Genomic DNA, 20238 nt, shown 5'->3' with positions numbered 1-20238 from the left:
AGCGCCTGCTTGAAGGCGAGCTCGGTGTCACGCTGCTGGACCTGGGCGAGCAGCGACTGCACGGCTTGCCGCGTCTGCGGGTCCAAGGCGTCCAGTTGCTGCGCACTGATCATGGACAGCCATCGTGCCGCATCGTCGCTCTCAACACATCGGCACATCCAGCAATTGCCCGTGCCAGGGCATTGCACTTCAGATCGTGCGGATGACGCCGGCCTCGCCCAGACGCTGCCACGGCAGGCCCAGCACCAGCGCGTCGAGCTGCACGCGCGTCAGGCTCTGCGTGCTTGCGTCATCCAGCGGCCACACGAACTTGCCGGCGTTGAGCCGCCTGGCTGCGAGCCACACGCCGATGCCGTCATGCACAAGGACCTTCATGCGGTTGGCGCGCCGGTTGGCGAACAGGTACGCATGGTGCGGATGCGCGGCACCGAAGATGCCGACCACGCGGGCCAGTGCTGCTTCCGTCCCGAGTCGCATGTCCAGCGGTTGCACGGCCAGCCAGACAGCGTCGACTCGGATCAACCCAGGACCTCGCGCAGCCAGGCGGAACTGYGCGCATCCAGCGGCAGCTCAGCCTGCACCGTGGTGCTGCCGCGGCGGATCTCCACGGAGATGCGGCTCGRCACTTGCACCGATGCGGACGGCAAGGCGGGCGGCACCTCTTGCGGCATGGGCAATTGAACGAACGCCGGCACCCCGGCCGCATCCTTGTGTGCTCGGCNCACTTGCACCGATGCGGACGGCAAGGCGGGCGGCACCTCTTGCGGCATGGGCAATTGAACGAACGCCGGCACCCCGGCCGCATCCTTGTGTGCTCGGCTCGGCACGCACTCATCAGCCTCCCGAACCCAGCGGCGCAGCATGTTCGCGTTGAGGCCGTTGGCCAGAGCCACCGCCGCCGTCGAGACGCCGGGCTGGCGCGCCAGCTCGATGACTCGTGCCTTGAACTCTGCCGAGTGCCGGCGCCAACTCCGCCCGGCCGGTGCCTGCGCCTTTATCAGGCTGAACGCGCCCAGTCGCTGCAGAAGGTGCTGGCGTCCGCACCNCGTTGGCCAGAGCCACCGCCGCCGTCGAGACGCCGGGCTGGCGCGCCAGCTCGATGACTCGTGCCTTGAACTCTGCCGAGTGCCGGCGCCAACTCCGCYCGGCCGGTGTCGTCGGTTCCCCTGTGCTCAAGTCTGAAGTGCCCATATGTCCACGCATGTCGTCGTGGACACAAGCATCCAAGTCCGGCTACCGGACATCAAGGTGACTTGGGCGGACGCATACGTTGGTGGGCATCGAGCGTGTCGAGATCGTCGGCAATCACGAGTGGTGATCCTGCCTGCCGTTGGCCTCGCCAACCATCGGCAGATGCAGCAATGGACGCGGCCTAGAGCAGCGTGATGACGCCGGCCTCGCCTACGTGCTGCCAGGGCAGGCCAAGCACCAGAGCGTCGAACTGAGTGCGGCTCAGGCTCAGCGTGCCGGTCACGTCGCGAGGCCAGACGAAGCGGCCCGCGTTGAGGCGCCGAGCTGCCAGCCACACCCCGATACCGTCATGCACGAGCACCTTCATCCGGTTGGCTCGACGGTTGGCGAACAGGTAGGCGTGGTGAGGGCGCGCTGCGCCGAAGACAGTGACCACGCGCCGCAGAGCGGCCTCGGTGCCGGCGCGCATGTCCAGCGGTTCGACCGCCAGCCACACGGCATCCACCCGGATCAACGCGGCATCTCGCGCAGCCAGGCGGCGCAGGAAGCAGCGCCCGCCATGGGCCAACGAACCCGAACATGGACCGGACCGCGCTGCAGTTCCAGTTCGATGGGCTGCGGCGGCTCGCACGGTGGCGCCTCGGTGACCACCGATACCGGGACGAATGCTGGGGAGCCAGCAGGCTCGCCATCGTGCCCAGCCAGGCGCCGCCACTTGTGCACGAGGTTGGCGTTGAGGCCGTAGCTCATCGCCACCTGGGCCACGGACGCGCCAGGTGCCGCACATGCGGCGATGACTTGACGCTTCAGGTCTGCATCGTGACGTCGGCGACTGGCCGGCTTGGCGTCTGACATGGTGTCCACCTAAATGACTTTGGTGGACACCATCCTGGTCGTCGTCGACGAGACGTTCAAGGTGAGTTGGCCGGACGCATACACAACTTCTTCACGAATCTCCGTGGGTTGATTCGATGTCAGTGGGTGATCGCAAATCAAATGTTCGAGCCGATCATCCTCGGGACACCGTCGTCCCAATCGTCGCCGATGAAGACCCTTCGCCCACTATCCACGCCGGCGCCGTTGCGCATGCGTGACGTCTTTGAACTCGAGCGTGGCACGGAAATCCTTTCGGATGATCCCTACATTGGCACCTATCCACACCTGCTGGCGTTCTTCGAGCGCAAGTCGTCCTTCGACGCCAGTGATGTGGTCTGCGGCGCGCACATGGTCTACGGGTGGATGCCCACGATCCTGGAGCTGTACCCCGACGCCGACCGGTGCGACCTGGCCGCGGCCGCGGCGATGCTGACAAGGGCCAAGCAAGGCCATCGTCTGGATGCCTGGGAGCTGGAGGCGTTGGCAGGCCTGGTGAACAACTCGGTTGTCGGCGTCTCCAAGCTGCTTCATTTCGTGGCGCCGCAGACCTACGCGATCTGGGACTCCAAGGTCTTCGCGTTCGTGCGCGGCGAGAGGCCGCATCACTACCGCGTCAACAGTGTCCACTTCTACCAGAGCTACCTTGAAGAACTTCGCAACCTGGTGGAGCGTCCAGGCTTTGAGCAATTTCACGCGTCGATGAACAAGAAGATCGGCTACGCGGTATCGCCGCTGCGCGCGCTCGAACTTGTCATGTTCCTGAACGCACCGATCTATCGGGCATAGTTGCTGTCCAGAGCACTACCTCCACTCTCTCCGTTAGCTCCCACAAGCGTCAGGTATCACGACCAACGACAACGAATCCCACCTGACTGAATGACTAGCTCCTTGGTCCCCAAATGGCTTTTAAAACTGCTGGATTTGGTGCCACGAAGTGATTCTCTGAAGGAGATTCAAGAGGCCAAAGATGCGCAAGCAGACGCGGAGGCCGAGGCTGATGCGGAAAGGAAGAAACGCTGGGAGGTGGAGCGGCGCCTGGAAAAGTTGATTGCCGACAAGTCGCGGGTCGATCGCAGCTTGAAGCTCAGCGAATGGATGGCCTCCCACCTGGTGGACTTCTACTCATCGAGCGAGCTTCCCCAAACCTATATCGACCACACGTTGAGGGTGCGGAAGGAATTCGTTCCCTTGGACATTGGCGGAAAGCTCCATGAGGTCGATGGCTATCTGGGTGGATCCAACGTAGCGGGCCTGTTTTGGGCATTGACGCACGCCTCGAAGAGGGCCTACGACGACATCCGCAGGCTGCTCGACGAGAACACATCGACCTTGAAATTCGTCGAGGGTCTCAAGGAAGAGATCGCGACTGCCCAGCGCCTGCTCGGTGCTGACTTGCAGGTCGGCGTGGGCCAGATCCTCAGTCATCGTGTGCCTGCGCTCAAAGAGGCGTCCGTAGGCGCCGATCTTCTGCTGCTGATTTCAGGAAGCGGGCTGGTTCCCGACGGGGGTGTGCGATTGTTCTGGATCCAGTTCAAGCTCGCTGACACTCCGAAGTCGCTGAAGCTTGATGTCTATAGGAACAGGAACGCTAAGAACCAGTCGCAATTCGAGGCGCTGACAGCTGTGCACCGCCCAGCAAGGGGGTCTTATTCCTTGTATGCGCTCGGCTCGTCGGGCTACCCGTTCTATTCGGCCATCCCGGTCAGCCACCTTCGTGACGTGAATCCAGACGATCCTGCCACCTGCAAGGTTGACCTCGGAAAGAATGGCCTTCGCTTCCAGGAGCTGATGGTCTACCTGGCGGCATACAAGCAAGGTGCGCTGGCCACGGGCAACAGCGGTGCTGGACACGCGGTCTTCAACTCCTTTGTCAACGAGACGGACGTACTGCAGTTTGTCGACGCCGCCGCCTCAGAACAATCCATCGTTCCCCTGTCGGTTTTGGGCGTGGCTTCCGGCGACGAACTGGTGAATAGCAAGAAGCTGGTGAAGCAGATCGCTGCTGCTTGGGACCGTCGACTCGACGAGTACGTGAGGTCACAGCCGAGCGCCGACCGCCCGGATCCCAGCCGACCCGGTCCGCGCAGACCGGCGCCCGGGCGCGGAGGCTGGGAGAGGTAATCCGGCAGCCTCTCGCCGGCACCTCCGGCACGGGGCTCGCTGCCGGCCCACCGGCAACTTCGAAGACCAGGGCAACGGCCGAGGGTTATCTGGTGCTGATGGGCATGCTGGACCTGAAGGTCGAGGACCATCAGATCCTGGTCGAGCGGATGCTGCAGCTGCTCATCGAGCGTGGCCGTTTCGACCAGGCCTACGAGTTCGCCCGGCGGGCGCGCATGCTGTCCATCGAGCATCGGCAGCAGATACGCGACTTCATCCATCAGGCTTGGCGGGCGCCAGGATCCGTGGCCTGGACGCGAGATATCGCGCCGCGCCTGAACGAGGCGCGGCAGCACATCCACGCCCGCCAGGAAGAAGACCGGCGGATGGAGGAGTCGGTCAGGGAGCAACTCATCCAAGTGACGGATCCGCAGGCCCGCCAGCAGCTGGGGCGCCTGGATGAGGTCTTGAAGAGCGCCAGCAGCGTGCGTGCCCATCTGCAGGTCGACGTCACGGGCGCGGGCGACAAGTTCATGAGCGCCCAAGCGGGCGCGTTCCGGTCGCGCAGGCCGTCCTCGTTCCCCGATCTCGAGACCGGGTTGCTACCAGACGCGCTGGCGACCTCACAGCATGAGCTGGTGAAGCATGTCGACGAGCTGGTGCTGAGCCTGTATCCGGCCGTGTTTCCCAAAGCGCCGGACCTCTCCGACCTGCTGGCTTTGCTCCTCACCAAGCGTGAGTTCGATGCGCCAAGCGACGAGATTGGCGAGGTCGGCGAGATGCTGCCGTTTGTGGTCTATGAGGACCCATTCCCGGAAGAGATGGCGCAGGCCGTACAGGCCTGGATCGGCCGGAAGTTCGCCATCGGCGGCAGCTGGACGATCGACGAGCTTCTCGCCGCCGCTGAGGACGAAGACATGTCGCTGCTGGAGCGGCAATGCATCGTCTACGCGCTGTATCGCAGCTTCCCCGAGAGCGAGAACCTGTTCGGTGGCATGAAGGCCCGGGCCGATGGCACCTTTGATTCGGATGTCGCCGCGGGCGACAACCTTCGCTTTGATCCTGTGGAGACACGATGAGCAGCACTCACCGCGACGCCAACACCTTGCTCTACAAGGCGATCAACTTGACGGGGTCTCCGTCTCGTGACGTCGAGTACCGCGAGCTCCTGTCCAGGTACCGGTCGGACACGGCGTTCGCCAGCGCCGTGCAGGAATCCGCCATCGGCCTGCAGCTGTCGATCCTTGACGTCAGCGAGCGGGGGCTCATCGTCGCTCCGTCATCGAAGGACAGTCGGTTTTCACTGCGGATGTCGGACCTGCGCCAACTGTTCACTCCCGAGCAGCGGGTGGCGCTCGCGATGGCCCACTTGGCAATCGCAGCGGTGTTCTTTCCGACGACGGACCGCCTGGACGACGACGTGAAGGCCCCGCTGCCAGCCACCTTGGCGCGCTTTAGGGACACCCTCCTTGCGGTGGTGGGCCGCCTTTCGGACAGCCACGAAGCCGGGGAGGGCGGAGAGCAGGCGGAAGAGTTCGTGCCTGGCTGGCAGTACCTCAAGCGCCTGCCCGCGGTGAACCCCAAGGCCGAGCGAGCCTCTTCATCGTCGGTCGACGGGATCGTGCGGATCGCCGTCAACAAGATGCTCGAGTACGGCCTGCTTCGGCTGGTCCGCGACAGTGAGGACGAGGCGCAGTCTTTGTTCGGCCCCACCTACCGGCTGCGAGTTCACCTACGTGAGCTCACGTTGCCACGTTTGTTCCACGTGACCCGCGACGCGGCCCTGGCCGCTGGAGGCCACTGACATGCAACGGATCTCGCGAATCCACGTCAGCCACTTCGGCAGCCCGACGGCCTGGTACGACAACCACGTGTTCGACCTGAACGATCCCGACACCGATGAGCCGACGGACACGGTCTTCAACCTCGAGAACGCCGGCGGCAAGACGTCCCTGCTGTCGTACATCTTCAGCTGCTTCGAGCCCAAGCTGGATCGCTGGCTGCAACACCTGCAAAAGCGCAACCACCGCTTCCACGAGTACTTCTCACGGGATGGCCGTCCATCCTTCATCCTGATCGAATGGCACATGCCGGGGAGGGCGGCGAACGCGCCCGACTACAAGCTGCTGATCGGCCAGGTGGTCACGATCAAGGACACCGTCGAGAGAAGCGCGGAGGTGGACCGGTCGTTCTTTGCCTTCGAAGTGACGGATGGCTTGTCGCTGGACGACGTGCCCGCGCCTGGCCTGACCGACACACCGGCCCGGTCGATGCCGGAGTTCCAGCAATGGATGCATGAAGCGACATCGCGGTCACGGGGTGACTTCTTCCGCACCAAGACCCAGGACGACTGGGTCAAGCATCTGGCCAACGTGCGCATGCTCGACATGGATCTGCTGCGCATGCAGGTCGACTTCAACAGCAATGAAGGGGGCATGGAGGAAGGCTTCCTCACCTTCAACACTGAGGCCGACCTGCTGCGCCGCTTCCTGATCCTCACCCTCGATCCGGAGCGATCGGCCACCGTGCGCGATGGCCTGGCACAGACGGCAGACAAACTCAAGGCGCGGCCGCGCTACGAGAAGCAAAAGACCCAGCTGACAAAGCTGCACGGAGTGATGTTGCCCTTTGTCGATGCGGCTGCTGATTACGAAGCGACTCAGCGCGACCATGATGAGACGCGGCGTTCCGCGGCCAGCCTGGCCGCCGCTTTGCGACGCACCGGGCAAGAGAAGTCGGAGGCGGCCGAGAGGGAGCAGAGTTACGCCTCAGCCCAGGACGGCGTTGCACAGGCTTCGGAGAAAAATGCCGAGCACCACCTCGCGTTGTCGGTAGCCATGAAGGGCATGCAGCTCGACCGTAAGGTCGTGGTCGCAGAAAAGGCCAAGAACGACGCGGCGGATGCCCTTGCTGCCGGCGAGACCCGGTTGAAGATGCTGTACGGGGCTAAGGCGTTGGGCCATCTGACGGCGCGGATCGCGGACGCCAGTTCACCGTTGGCCACCCAGCGCGAGGTCGCCAGCTCGCGCACCAGCTTCGGATCAATGGAGGGCTGGGCCTCGAACTCGAAGCCCTCCAGCGTGCGCACACAGGGGAACTTGGCGATGGACATGCCCATCTGGATGCGCCGCTCGTCCTTGCGGGCCACCTCGGCGGCGCACAGCATGGTGAGCGCCGCCGGCCTTCAACGGCAAAACCGGGGTCACGAAGGCGTTCCAGATGGTTTCCTTGAACGTCCCCAACTCCACCATCGACGTGTCGGCCGAGAACTTGGTTCGTCTGGATCGCGTCGCTAGTCAGCAGGGGTTGCCGCTGGAAGTCTGCCGAAACGCCGATGGCAGCGCCACCCTGACTAACATTCAGGTGCTTTGGCACACGTTGGGCGACACGGGTTTGGTGGAGCTGTGGTCGGAGTCGTCCGATCCAAGGACGTACGATGAATCGCATCGGCCTCAGTTTCAGACATCTCCGTACGAGAAGATTTTTCGTGTGCTGGGCACCACGGGCTTGCGTGTACCACTGAAGAACAGCGGGCTGCAGGTGAGAACAGGCAGCAATCTCCACTGCCTGGAGCTCAGTGGGCTGCACTTCGAAAGCAATTCCGCGGTGCTAAGCGAGGACGCGAAGAAGGACCTGGCCCAGCAGTTGGCGGCTTTGAGGGACTCTCTTACTGCGAACAAGGCGAAGGACGGCAAGGTGGTCGAACAGGCGGCGCGCTTCGAGATCGTCGGTCACGCCGATCCCCGCAAACGACAGAATGGCACCAACGAGGAGTTGGCCAGCAAGCGAGCGGAAGCCGTGCGCGACATGGTCGAGGTCTGGGTCAAGGACAACGCGCCGCAGTGGTCCAAGGCCACGATCAGGTTCCGTTCGGAAGGCGCCCGGGAGCAAGCGCGAAAGTGCGACGCCATGACCGGCACGGAGAGCGAGGCCTGCAACGCTTTCAATCGGCGCGTTGTCCTCCGGCTTACGACAGTGGGACCCAGCTGATTGGGACGTTGGTTGTGGGCAACTCGCCGATGTTTTGCGGCGGCGAAAATCTGCCAGGTGGTCTCGGGAGGGTCGACCTTTGGCAGATTTCTACCGCTGCGGTCTCGACTTTTCTCGGCGCTGCGCTGCGTGTGGGACGAGGATTCCGCCAGCGCCGCTGGCCGGCTCCGGAGCGTCTGCGTCGTCGGCTTCATCGAACACAAGGCGCAGCGCATAAGGCACCGAGCGCGGCCGGGTCGTGCCAGCGAACATCACCAGCAGCCGCTGGACCTCGTGGCGGAAGAAGCCCGCCGGCGGCACATGCAGCTCCAGCCGCGCGGTGAGCATGTTGTTGTCGTCCAGGGCGGGATCCTTGCGTTCAGCCTTCCCGCGGGCCTGGCGTAGCTGCGTGGCTAGGGAATGGGGCGGGGTGCCGTGGCCTGGGGACGCGACCGAATCGGCCAGGCGCTGCTCAGTATCCGGCGGCTGGGGCGCCGGCAAAACATCTTCCAAAACTGGCCGCCGGACGCCGCAGGCCCGTCCGGCGGCTCCGCCGCTGAAACCGGACGGACGGCTGTGACGCCCTCCAGTGGCGGCTTGCCTAGCGAATACTGAACGCAACCGCAGTAGCAAATGGCATATCGGGCGGGCACACGATGACCAAGCCGTCGGCCTCCTGGCGCCAGGTGAGTGCCTTGCCCTCGTAGCCGACCAGTGACACCGAGCTGACTGGTTTGCCCAGCAGGTTCGCGTCCGACCCGAGCGAACGGATCTTGAGCGTCGTGCCAGGCGCTGGAACCATCATGGTGAACGCGTACAGGGAACCGTCGCGACCGACCGTGAAGCGGAAGTCGTGGGGCCCAAACTTGAAATCGGCCTGGGTTCGATCCAGCTTCCCGCCGGGCAAGGTGCGCAGCTTGCCACCCTCGCCTTCGCCCAGCTTCACCCAGGCCTTGCTGCCATAAATCCCTTCGCCGTTCACGCGCATCCAGGCACCGACTTCCTTCAGCATGCGGAGGCTGCCCTCGTCCAGCGATCCGTCCGGCAGCGGAGAGATGCAGAGGGCCACATTCCCGTCGCGCGCAACCTGCTCAAGAAGGTAGCGAATGACGGCGCCCGAGTCATAAGTGAACCAGGGGGCGTAGTACCAATCGCCCACAGGCGTTTCGGCGATCCACGCTTCATCGTCCCTGATGCCTACCGGGATCGTGCCTTCTTCCGTGTTGACGGTGCCGTTGAATTTCGGGTGGAACTTGACGACGCTGAACGTATCGACCTTGCCGCGCTTCTTCAGCGTTCGATTGTAGAAATCGGCCATCACGAGCTGCATGGCATCGGACTTCATCCCGGTCCCGGTCAAGTTGCCGCTGAAAGGCTCGTCGCTGGTGCCATCGGTATAGATGAAGTCCGGGTCGTAGCGCTCAGCCACATCCATCATGCGCAGCGCCCAGCGCTTCGCGTACCACTCGGCATAGGCCGTGTGGCGGCTGAAGATGCCAGCGGGCGGTGGATTCCAGTCCGAATGTGCCGCTGCCGTCACGCCCTTGTATTCCCGCAGATCCGGGCCATAGAGCAGGCGGGGATCGAGCCCTTCCCACCACTTGCCCTTGCCATCCTCAAGGGTCAATGCGCCGTCGTACGGCTTACCGGCGTAATCGCCTGTCGGATCGCTGCCGAAGGCGGTTTGCCACCACCACCAGGTGTACTCATGGTGAAACGCCACGCCATAGCGCAGCCCGGTCGCCTTGGCCGCCGCCGCCCATTCCCCAAGCAGGTCACGTTTGGGACCGATGCGCATTGAATTCCACGGCTGATAACGGGAATCCCACAAGTCGAAGTTGTCGTGATGCACACCCTGGATAAGGAGGAAGCGCGCGCCGGCTTCCTTGTACAGCGCCACCAGTTTGGCCGGGTCCAGCTTGCGCGGGTTCCAGTCCCGCAACAGGTCCTTGTAGCCGACCTGCGACGGATGGCCATAGTTCTTGAGGTGGCTGGCATGGGCGGTCGTGCCGGGAACGTACATCCGGCGCGCGTACCAGTCGCCGCTCATGCCGACGGCCTGTGGACCGAAGTGGACCCAGATGCCGAACTTTGCTTCACGCAGCCACGCCGGCGTTCCCGGGTACTGCTTTGCGATCGATTCCCAGGTCGGCTTGAACGGGCCGGCAGTAATCGGCAAGTCCAGATGCACGACCGGCGAGGATTGCGAGTCGCCCATGGCGACGCTGTCGGAGGGCAACGGGACCGGCAGGGACGGCATCGGACCCAGCTCCGGCAGGGCCGCATGAATGGGGAGAGCAGCGAACAGGATGCTGGCCAGCGCCAGTTGTCCGGGCAGGGAGGCGAACCTCTTGAAAATTGGCTCCACGGGGATCAGACCGCCGACTGCCGCGACAAAGTTATTTGTGCTCATTTGCTTGAGAGTCATTACTTCACATTGAATGCGGACCAGCGCTGGCAACCGACGCACATGAGTGCGGGAAATGCACGGCGAGTCAACATCAATGTCTCCAGTCTTGTACTCCGCCTGGACGCGCACCTCAGGTGCGCGTCGGCGGTTCATCTCCGGCACAGGGTGCGGATGGTGTTGGGGGCTGTAGCGGTGATCAGGCCCAGCCGACGGCCCACGCGGCGAGGCAGAGCCGCAGGCCGGGAAAGAACTGCGCGTTCAAGCGGTTGGCGGCTTTACGAGGCCGCATGCTATGGCCGGGCCGGCCATCCGCTGATGAAAAGCGCTCGAGGTCCGATGCCGGTTTTGGCATCGCCTTAGCTTGATTGCGTCGCTGGCAGTGGCGCCGCTAGCTTGCCGCCGTCGCCCGGTAAGCGGGGCGTGTCGGTGATGGCAGCCTCTTGAACGAGGCAACGTCGGTGACACGGGCGAGCGTCATCGCCGCAGCGTAAAGGCTGCACTATCGGGCAAACGGTACCGCCCGAACCCTTGCCAACGACCGAGCGAATGCCATGCTTTTCGTCCACTGCCAAGACGCCGACGGCAGTATTCGATGGAGGGCAGAGCTGTAGAGCCCGAACTTGAGCCAATCCGTTGACAGCACGCGGCTGTGCGCGATGCTGTATGCAAATACTGCTGAGGCAAGCGGGGGCTTGGCAATGGTGCTGACGCTGCCCAGGTCGAATCTTTACCCAGGCTAACCTTGGCATAACGCAGCTAACGGACGCCCTTCCTAGCATCGCCGCTTCGTCAGCAGTTATAGCGAAGTGCGATGAGAAAGCTCACCCCCCCGCCCCATGCCTTCTGGCGGGACTAGCTGTTGCTGACCGCACGAATCTTCATGCGAATCCTGCTCTGCCTGTGCGTGGGCTGTTCGCTGTTCGCTTGGCTCCTCCCCCCATTCGCTCTGCCGCCGCCTCCAGCGGCGTTCTCTTCTGACACCGGCCTTGATCCTGCGCCTGCGAGGCAGGACGAGTGAACGCCGCGATGGTATTGCCGCTGGGCCATCTGAGCCGCGGCGGCCCAAGCATCGCCGCTGGCTGCGTTTGCCGTGCTCGGTGCGCATCTGGTGCTGCTATGGGCGCTGTGGCAGCTCAATCAGCCGGTGCGGCCTGACAGCCAGGTCAGTATGTCGATCCCGCTTCGCCTTGTTCCCGATCGCAAGGCACGTATCCAGGCTGCGAGTGAACAGGCGACGCCGACGCCCGCACGCATGCGGACGTTTCCAGTCCGCTCGCCGATGACGGTCACACCGGTGGTGCCCAGTGTTGAGGCTGCCGCTTCGACGGATGGCGAAGCGGCCCCGTCACAAGCGGCGATCGGCCCAAGCGGACCATCGGCATCAGCGCCGGGCAGTTCAGCCTTCGCGTCGGGAGCGCTGACGCTGACGCCGAGCCGGGAAGTGATGCTCGGCTCGTTGTCCAACCCTGCAACCAGCGATCCGCGCAGCAACACGCCGAGGCCGACGTTTGAGGAGCGCATCGCGATGGCGCTTGATCCCGAGCGTCAAGCTCGAGCGATTGCCGAACGGTGAGATCCGGCGCCGCATGGGCAAGATGGTCAACGCGCAGTCGGCCATCCAGAACACCCATGGCACCGGGCCGCACGGTATCAAGGTGTGCCAATGAAGGAGACCACCGATGCCTCGATCACAGGAGGCCCGCGGCCGCGCTCTTCCAGGAAGCGAAGCGACTCAAGCCCACCAATGACTCCTCACGTATACCGAGCAGGGCGAAGGTCCAGGCTGCAATGCTATGCAAAGGACAGGCGAAGCTCTCGGCGATGGACTCGAAAGTGAGGCCTTGATCCACGAAGCGGTCACCGTTCCTGCGTGCGAAGTTGAGCCCCCGCTTCTTGAACTCGTCCCTTTCGTGACCACATTAGCAGGTCGTCCACACAGGTGAACACCACCGGAATGACGAGCAGGCTAAGAAATGTCGACGTCACCAGTCCACCGATGACGACGATGGCCATCGGCTGGCGGAAGCTCGGCTCGGCGCCCAGGCCCAGCGCGTTGGGCAGCATGCCGGCGCCCATCGCGATGGTCGTCATGACGATGGGGCGGGCGCGCTTGTGGCAGGCGTCGACGATGGCGTCGAAGCGCGTCATGCCGCCTCTGCGCGCGACGATGGCGTACTCCACCAGCAGGATGGAGTTCTTCGTCACGATGCCCATCAGCATCAGCACGCCGATGACGACCGGCATCGAGAACGCCTGGCCCGTCATCCACAGCGCCAGCAGCGCGCCGCCCATGGCCAGCGGCAGCGCGCACAGGATGGTGGCGGGCTGCAGGAAGTCGTGGAACAGCAGCACCAGCACCGCGTAGATGCAGAAGATGCCGATGGCCATCGCGACGCCGAAACTCGTGAACAGCTCCGACATGCGCTGCAGCTCGCCCTGGTCGACGAAGCGCACGCCGGTGGGCAGCGAGCGAAGCGCCTGCAGCGCCTTGGCCTCCTTCTGCACCTCGCCAATGGCGCGGCCGTTCAGTTCCACGGTCAGCGTCACGTTGCGCGAACGGTCGATGCGGTCGATCTGCGACGGGCCGCTGCCCATTGAGACGTCGGCCACCGACGCGAGGCTCACCGTGCCATTGCTGCCGGCCACGCGCAGCTGGCCGATGGCGGCCAGGCCTTGCCGCACCGTGTCGTCCAGCCGCACGCGGATGGGGATCTGGCGCTGCGGCAGGTTGAGCTTGGGCAGCGACGTCGAGTAGTCGCCGTAGGTTGCGAAGCGCACCGCGTCGGCCAGCGCCTCGGACGTGACGCCCAAAGCGGCGGCCTTGACGGTGTCGGGCCTGATCTGGATCTCGGGGCGCTGCAGCGCGGCGCTGGACGTCACATTGCCGATGCCCTTCAGCGTACGCAGCTGCACCTCGGCCTGCGTGGCGGCCAGCGTCAGCGCCTCGGGGTCGTCGCTGGCCAGCGTCAGCTGCAGCGACTCGCCGCTGTTGCCGCCGCCGACCGAGATGCGCGCGCCCGGCAGCGTGCGCAGCAGGCTGCGCATCTGGGCCTCGACCTGCGACTGCTTGAGCTTGCGGTCGCCGCGGGCGACGAGGTCGACGGTCAGCGTCGCGCTGGTCAGGTCGGCCGCCGACGAGGCACCCATGCCGCCGCCGGTAGAGGCCGTGCCGGCCGACACGAACACGCTCTGCACTTCGGGCAAGGTCTTCAGGAGTTCGGCCGCGCGCACGCTGGTGGCGGTGGTCTGCTCCAGCGTCGTGCCGGGCGCCATCTTGATGCTGATGCTGCTCTGCGCCTTGTCTTGCGCCGGGATGAAGGCCGTCGGGATGAAGGGCGCGACGGCCAGCGACAACACCATGAACAGCGCCGCCAGCGCAACGGTCGTCTTGCGGTGCTTAAGCCCTGCGCGCGCCCAGCCGAGGTAGCGCGTCATCGTCGGGCCGTCGGTGGACACCTCGTGGTGACCCGGCTTCTTGAGCTTGAGCAGGTAGGCGGCCATCATCGGCGTCAACAGCCGCGCGACCAGCAGCGACGCGAGCACGGCGACCGACGCGGTGATGCCGAACTGCTTGAAGAACTTGCCCGGTATGCCGCCCATGAAGGCCGTGGGCAGAAATACGGCGACCAGCGTGAACGTCGTTGCAATGACGGCCAGGCCGATCTCGTCGGCGGCTTCCATCGCGGCCTGGAACGGGCTCTTGCCCATCAACAGGTGGCGTTCGATGTTCTCGATCTCGACGATGGCGTCGTCCACCAGCACGCCGACGACCAGCGACATCGACAGCAGCGTGATTGTGTTCAGCGAATAGCCCAGCAGCCACATGACGAGGAAGGCCGGCACGATGGACAGCGGCAGCGCCGCGGCGGACACCAACGTGGCACGCCAGTCGCGCAGGAACAGCCACACGACGATGACGGCCAGCACGGCGCCTTCCAGCAGCAGGTGCATGGAGCCGTGGTAGTTCTCCTGGATGGGCTCGACGGTGTTCGATGCTTCTCGCACCGTCACGTTCGGGTGCGCGGCGGCGAAGGTCTTCACGGCCGCGCGGATGTCGCTGGCGACGCCCGTGTCCGAGAAGCCGCGCGAGCGCGTGACCTGGAAGCCGATGACGCGCTTGCCGTCACGAAGGGCGATGGTGGAACGCTCGGCATGGCCGTCGGCGATCTTCGCGATCTGGTCCAGTCGCACGATGCGGCCGTCGGCCAGCGGCAGTGTCAATGCGGCGATGTCGGCCGGCCGGCCCACGGTGGCCAGCGTGCGCACGGACTGGCGCTGACCGCCTAGCTCGCCCTGGCCGCCGGAGCTGTCCTTCTGCACGGCCTTGAGCTTTGCCGATACGTCGGACGGCGTCACGCCCAGGCCGGCCATCAGCGTGGGCTGCAGCGTCACCAGCACCTCGCGGTCGACGCCTCCGACGCGCGCGACGGAGGCCACGCCCTTCACGGCGAGCATGGCCTTGGCCACGTCGTTATCGACGAACCAGGACAGGTCCTGCTCGTCGAGCTGCGTCGATTCGACGGTGAAGGTCAGCAGCGCGGAGCCGGCACTGGTGATCTTGGATACGGTGGGCGAGGCCATGCTCGCGGGCAGGTCGGCCTTGGCGCCGTCGATGGCGTTGCGGACCTCGCTGAGCGCTTCCTCGGAGTTCTTGTCGATGTCGAAGGTGACGCTCATGCTCACCGAGCCATCGGTGATCGTCGTCGTGACATGGTCCAGCTTGGACAGCGACGCGAGCTTGTCCTCCAACTTGCGCGCAACCTCGGTTTCCAGCTGGGCCGGCGCCGCGCCTTCCAGCGAGGCCGACACCTGGATGGTCGGCAGGTCCATGTCGGGGAAGTCCTGCACCTGCAGCTTGCTGAAACCGATCAGGCCGACGACCGTCAGCAGGATGAACAGCAGGATGGACGGGACCGGATTGCGGATCGACCAGGCGGAGACATTCATGGTGCGGCTCCGATCAACGCGAGGCCGCTGACGCTGCCGCAGCGGCCACCGTCACCTGGGCGCCGTCCGATAGGAACGCGCCGCCACCGGCGACGACGCGCGCGTTCGCCGGCACGCCGCCCAGCACCTCGACGCGCTGTTGCTGGCGCCGGCCCACCGTGACGACGACGCTGTGTGCCTTGCCGCCACCGTCGACCGTGTAGACATAGTCACGGCCGTCGCGCGATACCAGTGCGCTCTGTGGCAGCGTCAGTGCGGGTGTGGACGGCAGCTCCACGCTGCCGCTGGCGAACATGCCCACTCGCGCGGCGCTGTCGGTCGGCAGCGCGACGTAGATGAGCGCGCGGCCGGTGTCGGTGCTCAGCACCGGGCCGAGCAGGCGCACCTTGCCGTCCACGGTCTGCGCGGTGGGCAGCGTGACGCGGGCGTGCTGGCCTTCCTTGATGACGGCCAGCTGGCGCGCATCGACCTCGGCGCGCCATTCGACGCGGCCCTGCCCCACGAGGCGGAAGAGCTCCGTACCGGCTGACACGACGTTGCCGAGCACGCCGGTGCGCGTCGACACGAGGCCGTCGTCCGGCGCGACGATGTGGGTCTGGCGCAGCTTGAGCTGCGTCGCGTCCAGGTCGGCCTTGGCCGACGCCAGCGCGGCACGCGACGTCGCCTCGGTGATGCGGTACTGCTCGATGGTCTGCGCCGACAGGCCGCCGCTGTTCTCGGCGGCCTTGGCGCGCTGCACGTTGGACGTGGCCTGGTCCAGCGTGGCCTGCGCCTGGGCGACGAGCGCCTGCTGCTTGTGCAGGTCGTTCTGCAGGCTGTCGTCGGCCAGGCGGGCGAGCAGCTGGCCCTTGCGGACGCGCGTGCCCACGTCCACCGCCAGTTCGGCGATGCGCAGGCCGCCGGTCTCGGGGCTGACGATGATTTCCTGCCAGGCTGCCAGCGCGCCGTTGGCCTCGATGGTCTGCGGCCACTGCAGCGTGCTGGGCGACGTGATTTCCACCGTCAGCACGCTGGGCGCGCTGGCGGCAGCGGCGGGGCCGCCGCCTTCGGGCTTGCTGCAGGCCGTGAGGAGGAACAGCGCGGCAACGATGGCGCCGGGTGCGTGGATGCGGGTGGGCCGGTTCAAGGCTGGGCTCCGTTCTTGTTCGTGGAGACCGTGGCGCCGGGTGTCCAGCCGCCGCCGAGGGCCTTGTAGAGGGCGATCCAGTAGCTGACCTGGCTCTGTTTCAGCGTCAGGTCGTCGATTTCGGCGGACAGCGCGGAGCGCCGCGCTTCCTCCAGGTTCAGCAGGCTGGCCGTGCCGGCGCGCCAGTTGGCCTCGGTGGCGTTAAGGTAGCGGCGGTACTCCTCGGCGGCGCGGTGCGCCTCGGTGGCGCGCTGGCGCGTGCTGTCGAGGTTGACGAGCGCCTCCTCCACCTCGCGCACCGCGCTGCGCACGCCCTGCCGGTAGCTGGCCAGCGCGCTGGTGTAGCTCGCGTTGGCGCTGTCCACCGCAGCGCGCTTGGCGCCACCGTTGAACAGTGACGCCGCCAGCGCCGGCCCGAACGACCAGGTCGTCAGGCCCTGGCCGAGGCTGCGCGTGATGGAGCCGCTCAGCGACAGGCTGGGGTAGAGGTCTGCCTGCGCGGCGCCGATCTCGGCGCTGCTGGCGGCCAGCTCGCGTTCCAGCGACGCCAGGTCGGGCCGCTGGCGCAAGACCTGGGCCGGCACGCTGTCCACGCCGAGATGCGCGGGCTGCGGCACGGCCGTGCTGCCACCGGCCATCGTCGCCAGCAGCTCGGGTTCGTCGTGGCCGGTCAGGTAGACCAGCGACTTCAGCAACAGTGAGCACTGCGCGCGCTGGCGCACGGCCGAGGAGCGGCTGCTGGCGAGGGTGGCCCGCGCGAGCGCGCCGTCGGACGGTGCCGTGAAGCCGGCCTGCACCATCGTCGCGGTGGTGGCTTCCGTCTTCGTCACGGACGCCAGCTCGCGCTCGTAGGCGTCGGCCAGCAGGCCACAGGCGCGGTACTGCACATAGGTGTCCGCGACCTCGGCGGCCAGCGACACGCGGGCCTCGTGCCAGTCCGCCTCACGGGCCTCGATGCGTGCGCTCGCGGCCTCGGCGTTGCGGCGCACGCGGCCGAAGAGGTCGATCTCCCATGACGCGTCAAGCCGGGCGCTGCGCGTCGTCGTGCTGGTCGTGCCGGAAGCGCCGCTGCGCGCCGCGCTGCCGGAGGCGCTGGCCGCGGGCAGAGCGCCAGCGCGCGTCGTCGTCAGCGTGGCGCGGGCTTGCTCGATGCGAGTCCACGCCTGTGTCAGCGTGGGGCTGTCGGCCTCGGCCCAGATGATGAACTGCGTCAGCGCGGCGTCGTTGAACTGGGCCCACCAGTTCTGCAGCGTGGTGGACTGGCCGTCGTGCGGCACGGGAGCGTGCCAGGTCGTCGCGGCGGCGGGCGTGGGGGCCTGGTAGGTGGGCCCGACGGCGCAGCCGGCCAGCGCCAGCAGCAGTGTGGCGCAGGCAGTCGAAAGGGCGTGTGGAGTCAGTGCTTTGGGCATGGGATACCTGTGCAGCCCATGCTAGGAATCGGGTCGGTTAAGCGCCTTCCGACAGGGTTAAGGTGGGTAAAACGGCTCGCCGGGCGCGCGTTGCGACGCGGATACTCCGGGCCGATGAACAAGGTTCTGCTGGTTGATGATGACATCGACCTTACCGCCATGCTGTCGCAGTACCTCGTGCGCGAGGGCTTCGACGTGCATGCCGTGCACGACGGCGAGGCCGGTGCGCTGGAGGCGGTCAGCCGGCCCTACAGCATCGTGGTGCTCGACATCATGATGCCGCGCGTGTCCGGTACTGAGGCGCTGCGCCGCATCCGTTCGACGAGCCAGGTCCCGGTGCTGATGCTGACCGCTCGCGGCGACAACATCGACCGCATCGTCGGCCTGGACATGGGCGCCGACGACTACGTGCCCAAGCCCTGCACGCCGGGCGAGCTGGTGGCGCGCATCCGTGCCATCCTGCGCCGCACCGAGGGTCGCGAGCCGGCGTCCACGCCGGTGGCCAGTGGCGCGAAGCAGCTGCAGGTGGGGCCGCTGATCCTGTCCCCCGGCAGCCGCAGTGCGACCTGGCAGGGCCGGCCGCTGGAGCTGACCGGTACCGAGTTCACGCTGCTGGAAGTGCTGGCGCGACAGGCGGGGCAACTCGTCAGCAAGCAGGACATCTCGCTGCAGGCCTTCGGCCAGCCGCTGGCGCGATTCGACCGGCGCATCGATGTGCACATCAGCAGCATCCGCCAGAAGCTGGGCCTGCGCAGCGACGGCCAGTCGTGGATAGAAAGCGTTCGCGGCCGCGGCTACCAGCTGCTGGTCGACTGACGATGGCGACCTCGCGCCGCCCCGGCCGACTGTTCTGGAAGTTCTTCCTGTCGCAGTGGATCGGCATGGTGCTGACGCTGGTCAGCGTCGTCAGCTATTTCCACCTGACCGGCCGGCCGCCGCCGCCCGACAGCGGTGATCTGCTGTTCGGCGTCGTGCCGCTGGTGCCGTTCACGGCCGGGGTGCTGACGATGCTGCTGACCAGCGCCGGCCTGGCGTGGTACCTCTCGCGACCCATCCGCCATCTGAGCTGGGCGCTGCGCCAGATTGCCGACGGCAACCTGGACGCACGGGTGCGGCACCGCATGGGCGGGCGCGATGACGAGATCGTCGACCTGGCCGGCGACTTCGACCGCATGGCGCGCCAGCTGCAGCGGCTGACCGAATCTCGCCAGCAGCTGCTGCACGACATCTCGCACGAGCTGCGCTCGCCGCTGGCGCGGCTGCAGGTCGCCATCGGCCTCGTGCGGCAGGACCCGGCCAGCTTCGCACCCATGCTTGACCGCATCGAGCGCGAGAGCCAACGCCTGGACGGCCTCGTCGAGGAGCTGCTGACCTGGCACCGCCTGGAGGCCGGTGCGGCCGTGCCACCGGCCAGCTGCGTCGATGTCATCGAGCTGCTGCAGGCCATCGCCGAGGACGCGCAGTTCGAGGCCCAGTTGCAGGGCAAGAAGGTCCGTGCCGACCTGCCTGGCGAGTTCGTCATGCACGCCCATGGCGAGCTGCTGTACCGGGGCTATGAAAACGTGATCCGCAACGCAGTGAAGTTCACGCGGCCAGGCAGCCTCGTCAGCGTGACGGCGCGCATCGACGAGGCATCGGCGTGCCTGACCTGCACCGTCGAGGATCACGGACAGGGCGTGCCGGCGGACATGGTCGAGGCCATCTTCGAACCCTTCGCTCGTGTGGCGGGCTCGGAGAACGTGCAGGGGGTTGGCCTGGGCCTTGCCATTGCCCAGCGGGCCTTCGCGCTCCATGGCGGGAGCATCCGGGCCGAGACGCGGCAGGGGGCGGGGCTAACGATGGTGATGGTGCTGCCCGCGTCGCTGACAGACGTCAGTCGGGCCAGCGCTAAGCCGGCGACAGCGCCTGGGCCCTGGTGATGATCTTCTAACGCAGCCGCTGCTTGGGCGAATCGAGATCGCGGTAGCGGTTCCGCTGCAGCGTCCCGAGCAGGCGTGGCGCTTCGAATCGAGGCGAAGCGTGTGCATGTCCCGAGACGATCAGATCAAGTGCGGCACGGTTTACCCGTATACGGGTTTGCATGAGGTCCATGACTGAAGTCGTCGCCTAGTTTTGCGCCCTACAGCCTCCTAGCATCTGTCGCATTGACGGTAGACAAGAACGCGGCGAATAGCCGACAAAACCGGAGACAACGATGACCCAGAACTTCC

General features: G+C 65.9%; 19 protein-coding genes. 8 read left to right on the top strand and 11 right to left on the bottom strand.

The window, feature by feature from the left end; all coding sequences use genetic code 11:
• Positions 1-189: 189 nt before the first annotated feature.
• From tnpB (ASC95_RS29685) to ASC95_RS30295, 4 genes are all read right to left on the bottom strand, one after another.
• Positions 190-522, bottom strand: a complete 333-nt coding sequence (gene tnpB / locus ASC95_RS29685) for an IS66 family insertion sequence element accessory protein TnpB (RefSeq protein WP_057301310.1) — start codon at positions 520-522, stop codon at positions 190-192.
• 200 nt (positions 523-722) lie between these two features.
• The coding region (locus ASC95_RS32165; RefSeq protein ID WP_255355290.1) for a transposase at positions 723-998 on the bottom strand (276 nt) is incomplete at its 3' end.
• Between the two features lie 374 nt (positions 999-1372).
• Positions 1373-1696 carry an IS66 family insertion sequence element accessory protein TnpB gene (tnpB, locus tag ASC95_RS29680; protein ID WP_235538094.1) on the bottom strand — a complete coding sequence of 108 codons (324 nt, stop codon included), beginning with the start codon at positions 1694-1696 and terminating at the stop codon, positions 1373-1375.
• Between the two features lie 5 nt (positions 1697-1701).
• Entirely contained in the window at positions 1702-2046 is a 345-nt protein-coding gene (locus ASC95_RS30295; protein WP_082568239.1) for a transposase, read from the bottom strand.
• A 189-nt stretch (positions 2047-2235) separates the two neighbouring features.
• On the opposite strand from ASC95_RS30295, the gene ASC95_RS29670 reads away from it, so the two are divergent.
• The 4 genes from ASC95_RS29670 to ASC95_RS29655 all read left to right on the top strand — a co-directional run bounded on the left by ASC95_RS29670 (position 2236) and on the right by ASC95_RS29655 (position 5971).
• On the top strand, positions 2236-2853 hold the full coding sequence (locus ASC95_RS29670; RefSeq protein WP_235538093.1) for a hypothetical protein: 618 nt from the start codon (positions 2236-2238) through the stop codon (positions 2851-2853).
• 90 nt (positions 2854-2943) lie between these two features.
• Positions 2944-4188, top strand: a complete 1245-nt coding sequence (locus tag ASC95_RS29665; protein WP_057301307.1) for a hypothetical protein — start codon at positions 2944-2946, stop codon at positions 4186-4188.
• A 104-nt stretch (positions 4189-4292) separates the two neighbouring features.
• Positions 4293-5246: a hypothetical protein gene (locus tag ASC95_RS29660; RefSeq protein WP_157256578.1), complete on the top strand. Its 954-nt coding sequence runs from the start codon at positions 4293-4295 to the stop codon at positions 5244-5246.
• Complete coding sequence (locus ASC95_RS29655) at positions 5243-5971, top strand: hypothetical protein (RefSeq protein ID WP_057301305.1); 729 nt, start codon at positions 5243-5245, stop codon at positions 5969-5971. Before ASC95_RS29660 ends, ASC95_RS29655 begins: the two co-directional genes overlap by 4 nt.
• Before the next feature lie 508 nt (positions 5972-6479).
• On the opposite strand, the gene ASC95_RS31570 is transcribed toward ASC95_RS29655, so the two are convergent.
• Positions 6480-6839: a hypothetical protein gene (locus ASC95_RS31570; protein ID WP_082568238.1), complete on the bottom strand. Its 360-nt coding sequence runs from the start codon at positions 6837-6839 to the stop codon at positions 6480-6482.
• Between the two features lie 89 nt (positions 6840-6928).
• On the bottom strand, positions 6929-7279 hold the full coding sequence (locus ASC95_RS32400) for an ATP-binding protein (protein ID WP_304440605.1): 351 nt from the start codon (positions 7277-7279) through the stop codon (positions 6929-6931).
• Positions 7280-7395: 116 nt separating this feature from the next.
• On the opposite strand from ASC95_RS32400, the gene ASC95_RS29645 reads away from it, so the two are divergent.
• A complete protein-coding gene (locus ASC95_RS29645; protein WP_162250887.1) occupies positions 7396-8157 on the top strand; it encodes an OmpA family protein in 762 nt (253 codons plus the stop codon).
• A 90-nt stretch (positions 8158-8247) separates the two neighbouring features.
• On the opposite strand, the gene ASC95_RS32160 is transcribed toward ASC95_RS29645, so the two are convergent.
• Together ASC95_RS32160 and ASC95_RS29635 are read right to left on the bottom strand one after the other, a co-directional pair.
• Positions 8248-8649, bottom strand: coding sequence for a hypothetical protein (locus ASC95_RS32160; RefSeq protein WP_235538092.1), 402 nt, complete (start codon positions 8647-8649; stop codon positions 8248-8250).
• 88 nt (positions 8650-8737) lie between these two features.
• Positions 8738-10564, bottom strand: a complete 1827-nt coding sequence (locus ASC95_RS29635) for an alpha-L-fucosidase (protein WP_200960233.1) — start codon at positions 10562-10564, stop codon at positions 8738-8740.
• A 1072-nt stretch (positions 10565-11636) separates the two neighbouring features.
• Here ASC95_RS29635 and ASC95_RS31075 point away from each other — a divergent pair.
• Entirely contained in the window at positions 11637-12119 is a 483-nt protein-coding gene (locus tag ASC95_RS31075; RefSeq protein WP_157256577.1) for a hypothetical protein, read from the top strand.
• 284 nt (positions 12120-12403) lie between these two features.
• On the opposite strand, the gene ASC95_RS29630 is transcribed toward ASC95_RS31075, so the two are convergent.
• From ASC95_RS29630 to ASC95_RS29620, 3 genes are read right to left on the bottom strand one after another with little or no spacing between them, the layout of a single operon-like run.
• Entirely contained in the window at positions 12404-15493 is a 3090-nt protein-coding gene (locus tag ASC95_RS29630) for an efflux RND transporter permease subunit (protein ID WP_057301300.1), read from the bottom strand.
• A 13-nt stretch (positions 15494-15506) separates the two neighbouring features.
• On the bottom strand, positions 15507-16619 hold the full coding sequence (locus ASC95_RS29625; protein ID WP_057301299.1) for an efflux RND transporter periplasmic adaptor subunit: 1113 nt from the start codon (positions 16617-16619) through the stop codon (positions 15507-15509).
• On the bottom strand, positions 16616-18028 hold the full coding sequence (locus ASC95_RS29620; RefSeq protein ID WP_057301298.1) for an efflux transporter outer membrane subunit: 1413 nt from the start codon (positions 18026-18028) through the stop codon (positions 16616-16618). Before ASC95_RS29620 ends, ASC95_RS29625 begins: the two co-directional genes overlap by 4 nt.
• Before the next feature lie 114 nt (positions 18029-18142).
• Between ASC95_RS29620 and ASC95_RS29615 the strand changes: the two genes are divergently transcribed.
• Together ASC95_RS29615 and ASC95_RS29610 are read left to right on the top strand one after the other, a co-directional pair.
• Positions 18143-18844, top strand: a complete 702-nt coding sequence (locus ASC95_RS29615) for a response regulator (RefSeq protein WP_057301297.1) — start codon at positions 18143-18145, stop codon at positions 18842-18844.
• Between the two features lie 2 nt (positions 18845-18846).
• Positions 18847-19947: an ATP-binding protein gene (locus tag ASC95_RS29610; RefSeq protein WP_057301296.1), complete on the top strand. Its 1101-nt coding sequence runs from the start codon at positions 18847-18849 to the stop codon at positions 19945-19947.
• The last annotated feature ends 291 nt before the right edge of the window (positions 19948-20238 follow it).

Source organism: Pelomonas sp. Root1217, from assembly GCF_001425705.1.
Classification (GTDB): domain Bacteria; phylum Pseudomonadota; class Gammaproteobacteria; order Burkholderiales; family Burkholderiaceae_C; genus Pelomonas.
The sequence above is the reverse complement of the archived record's forward strand: the minus strand, read 5'-3'. Positions and strand labels throughout refer to the sequence as shown.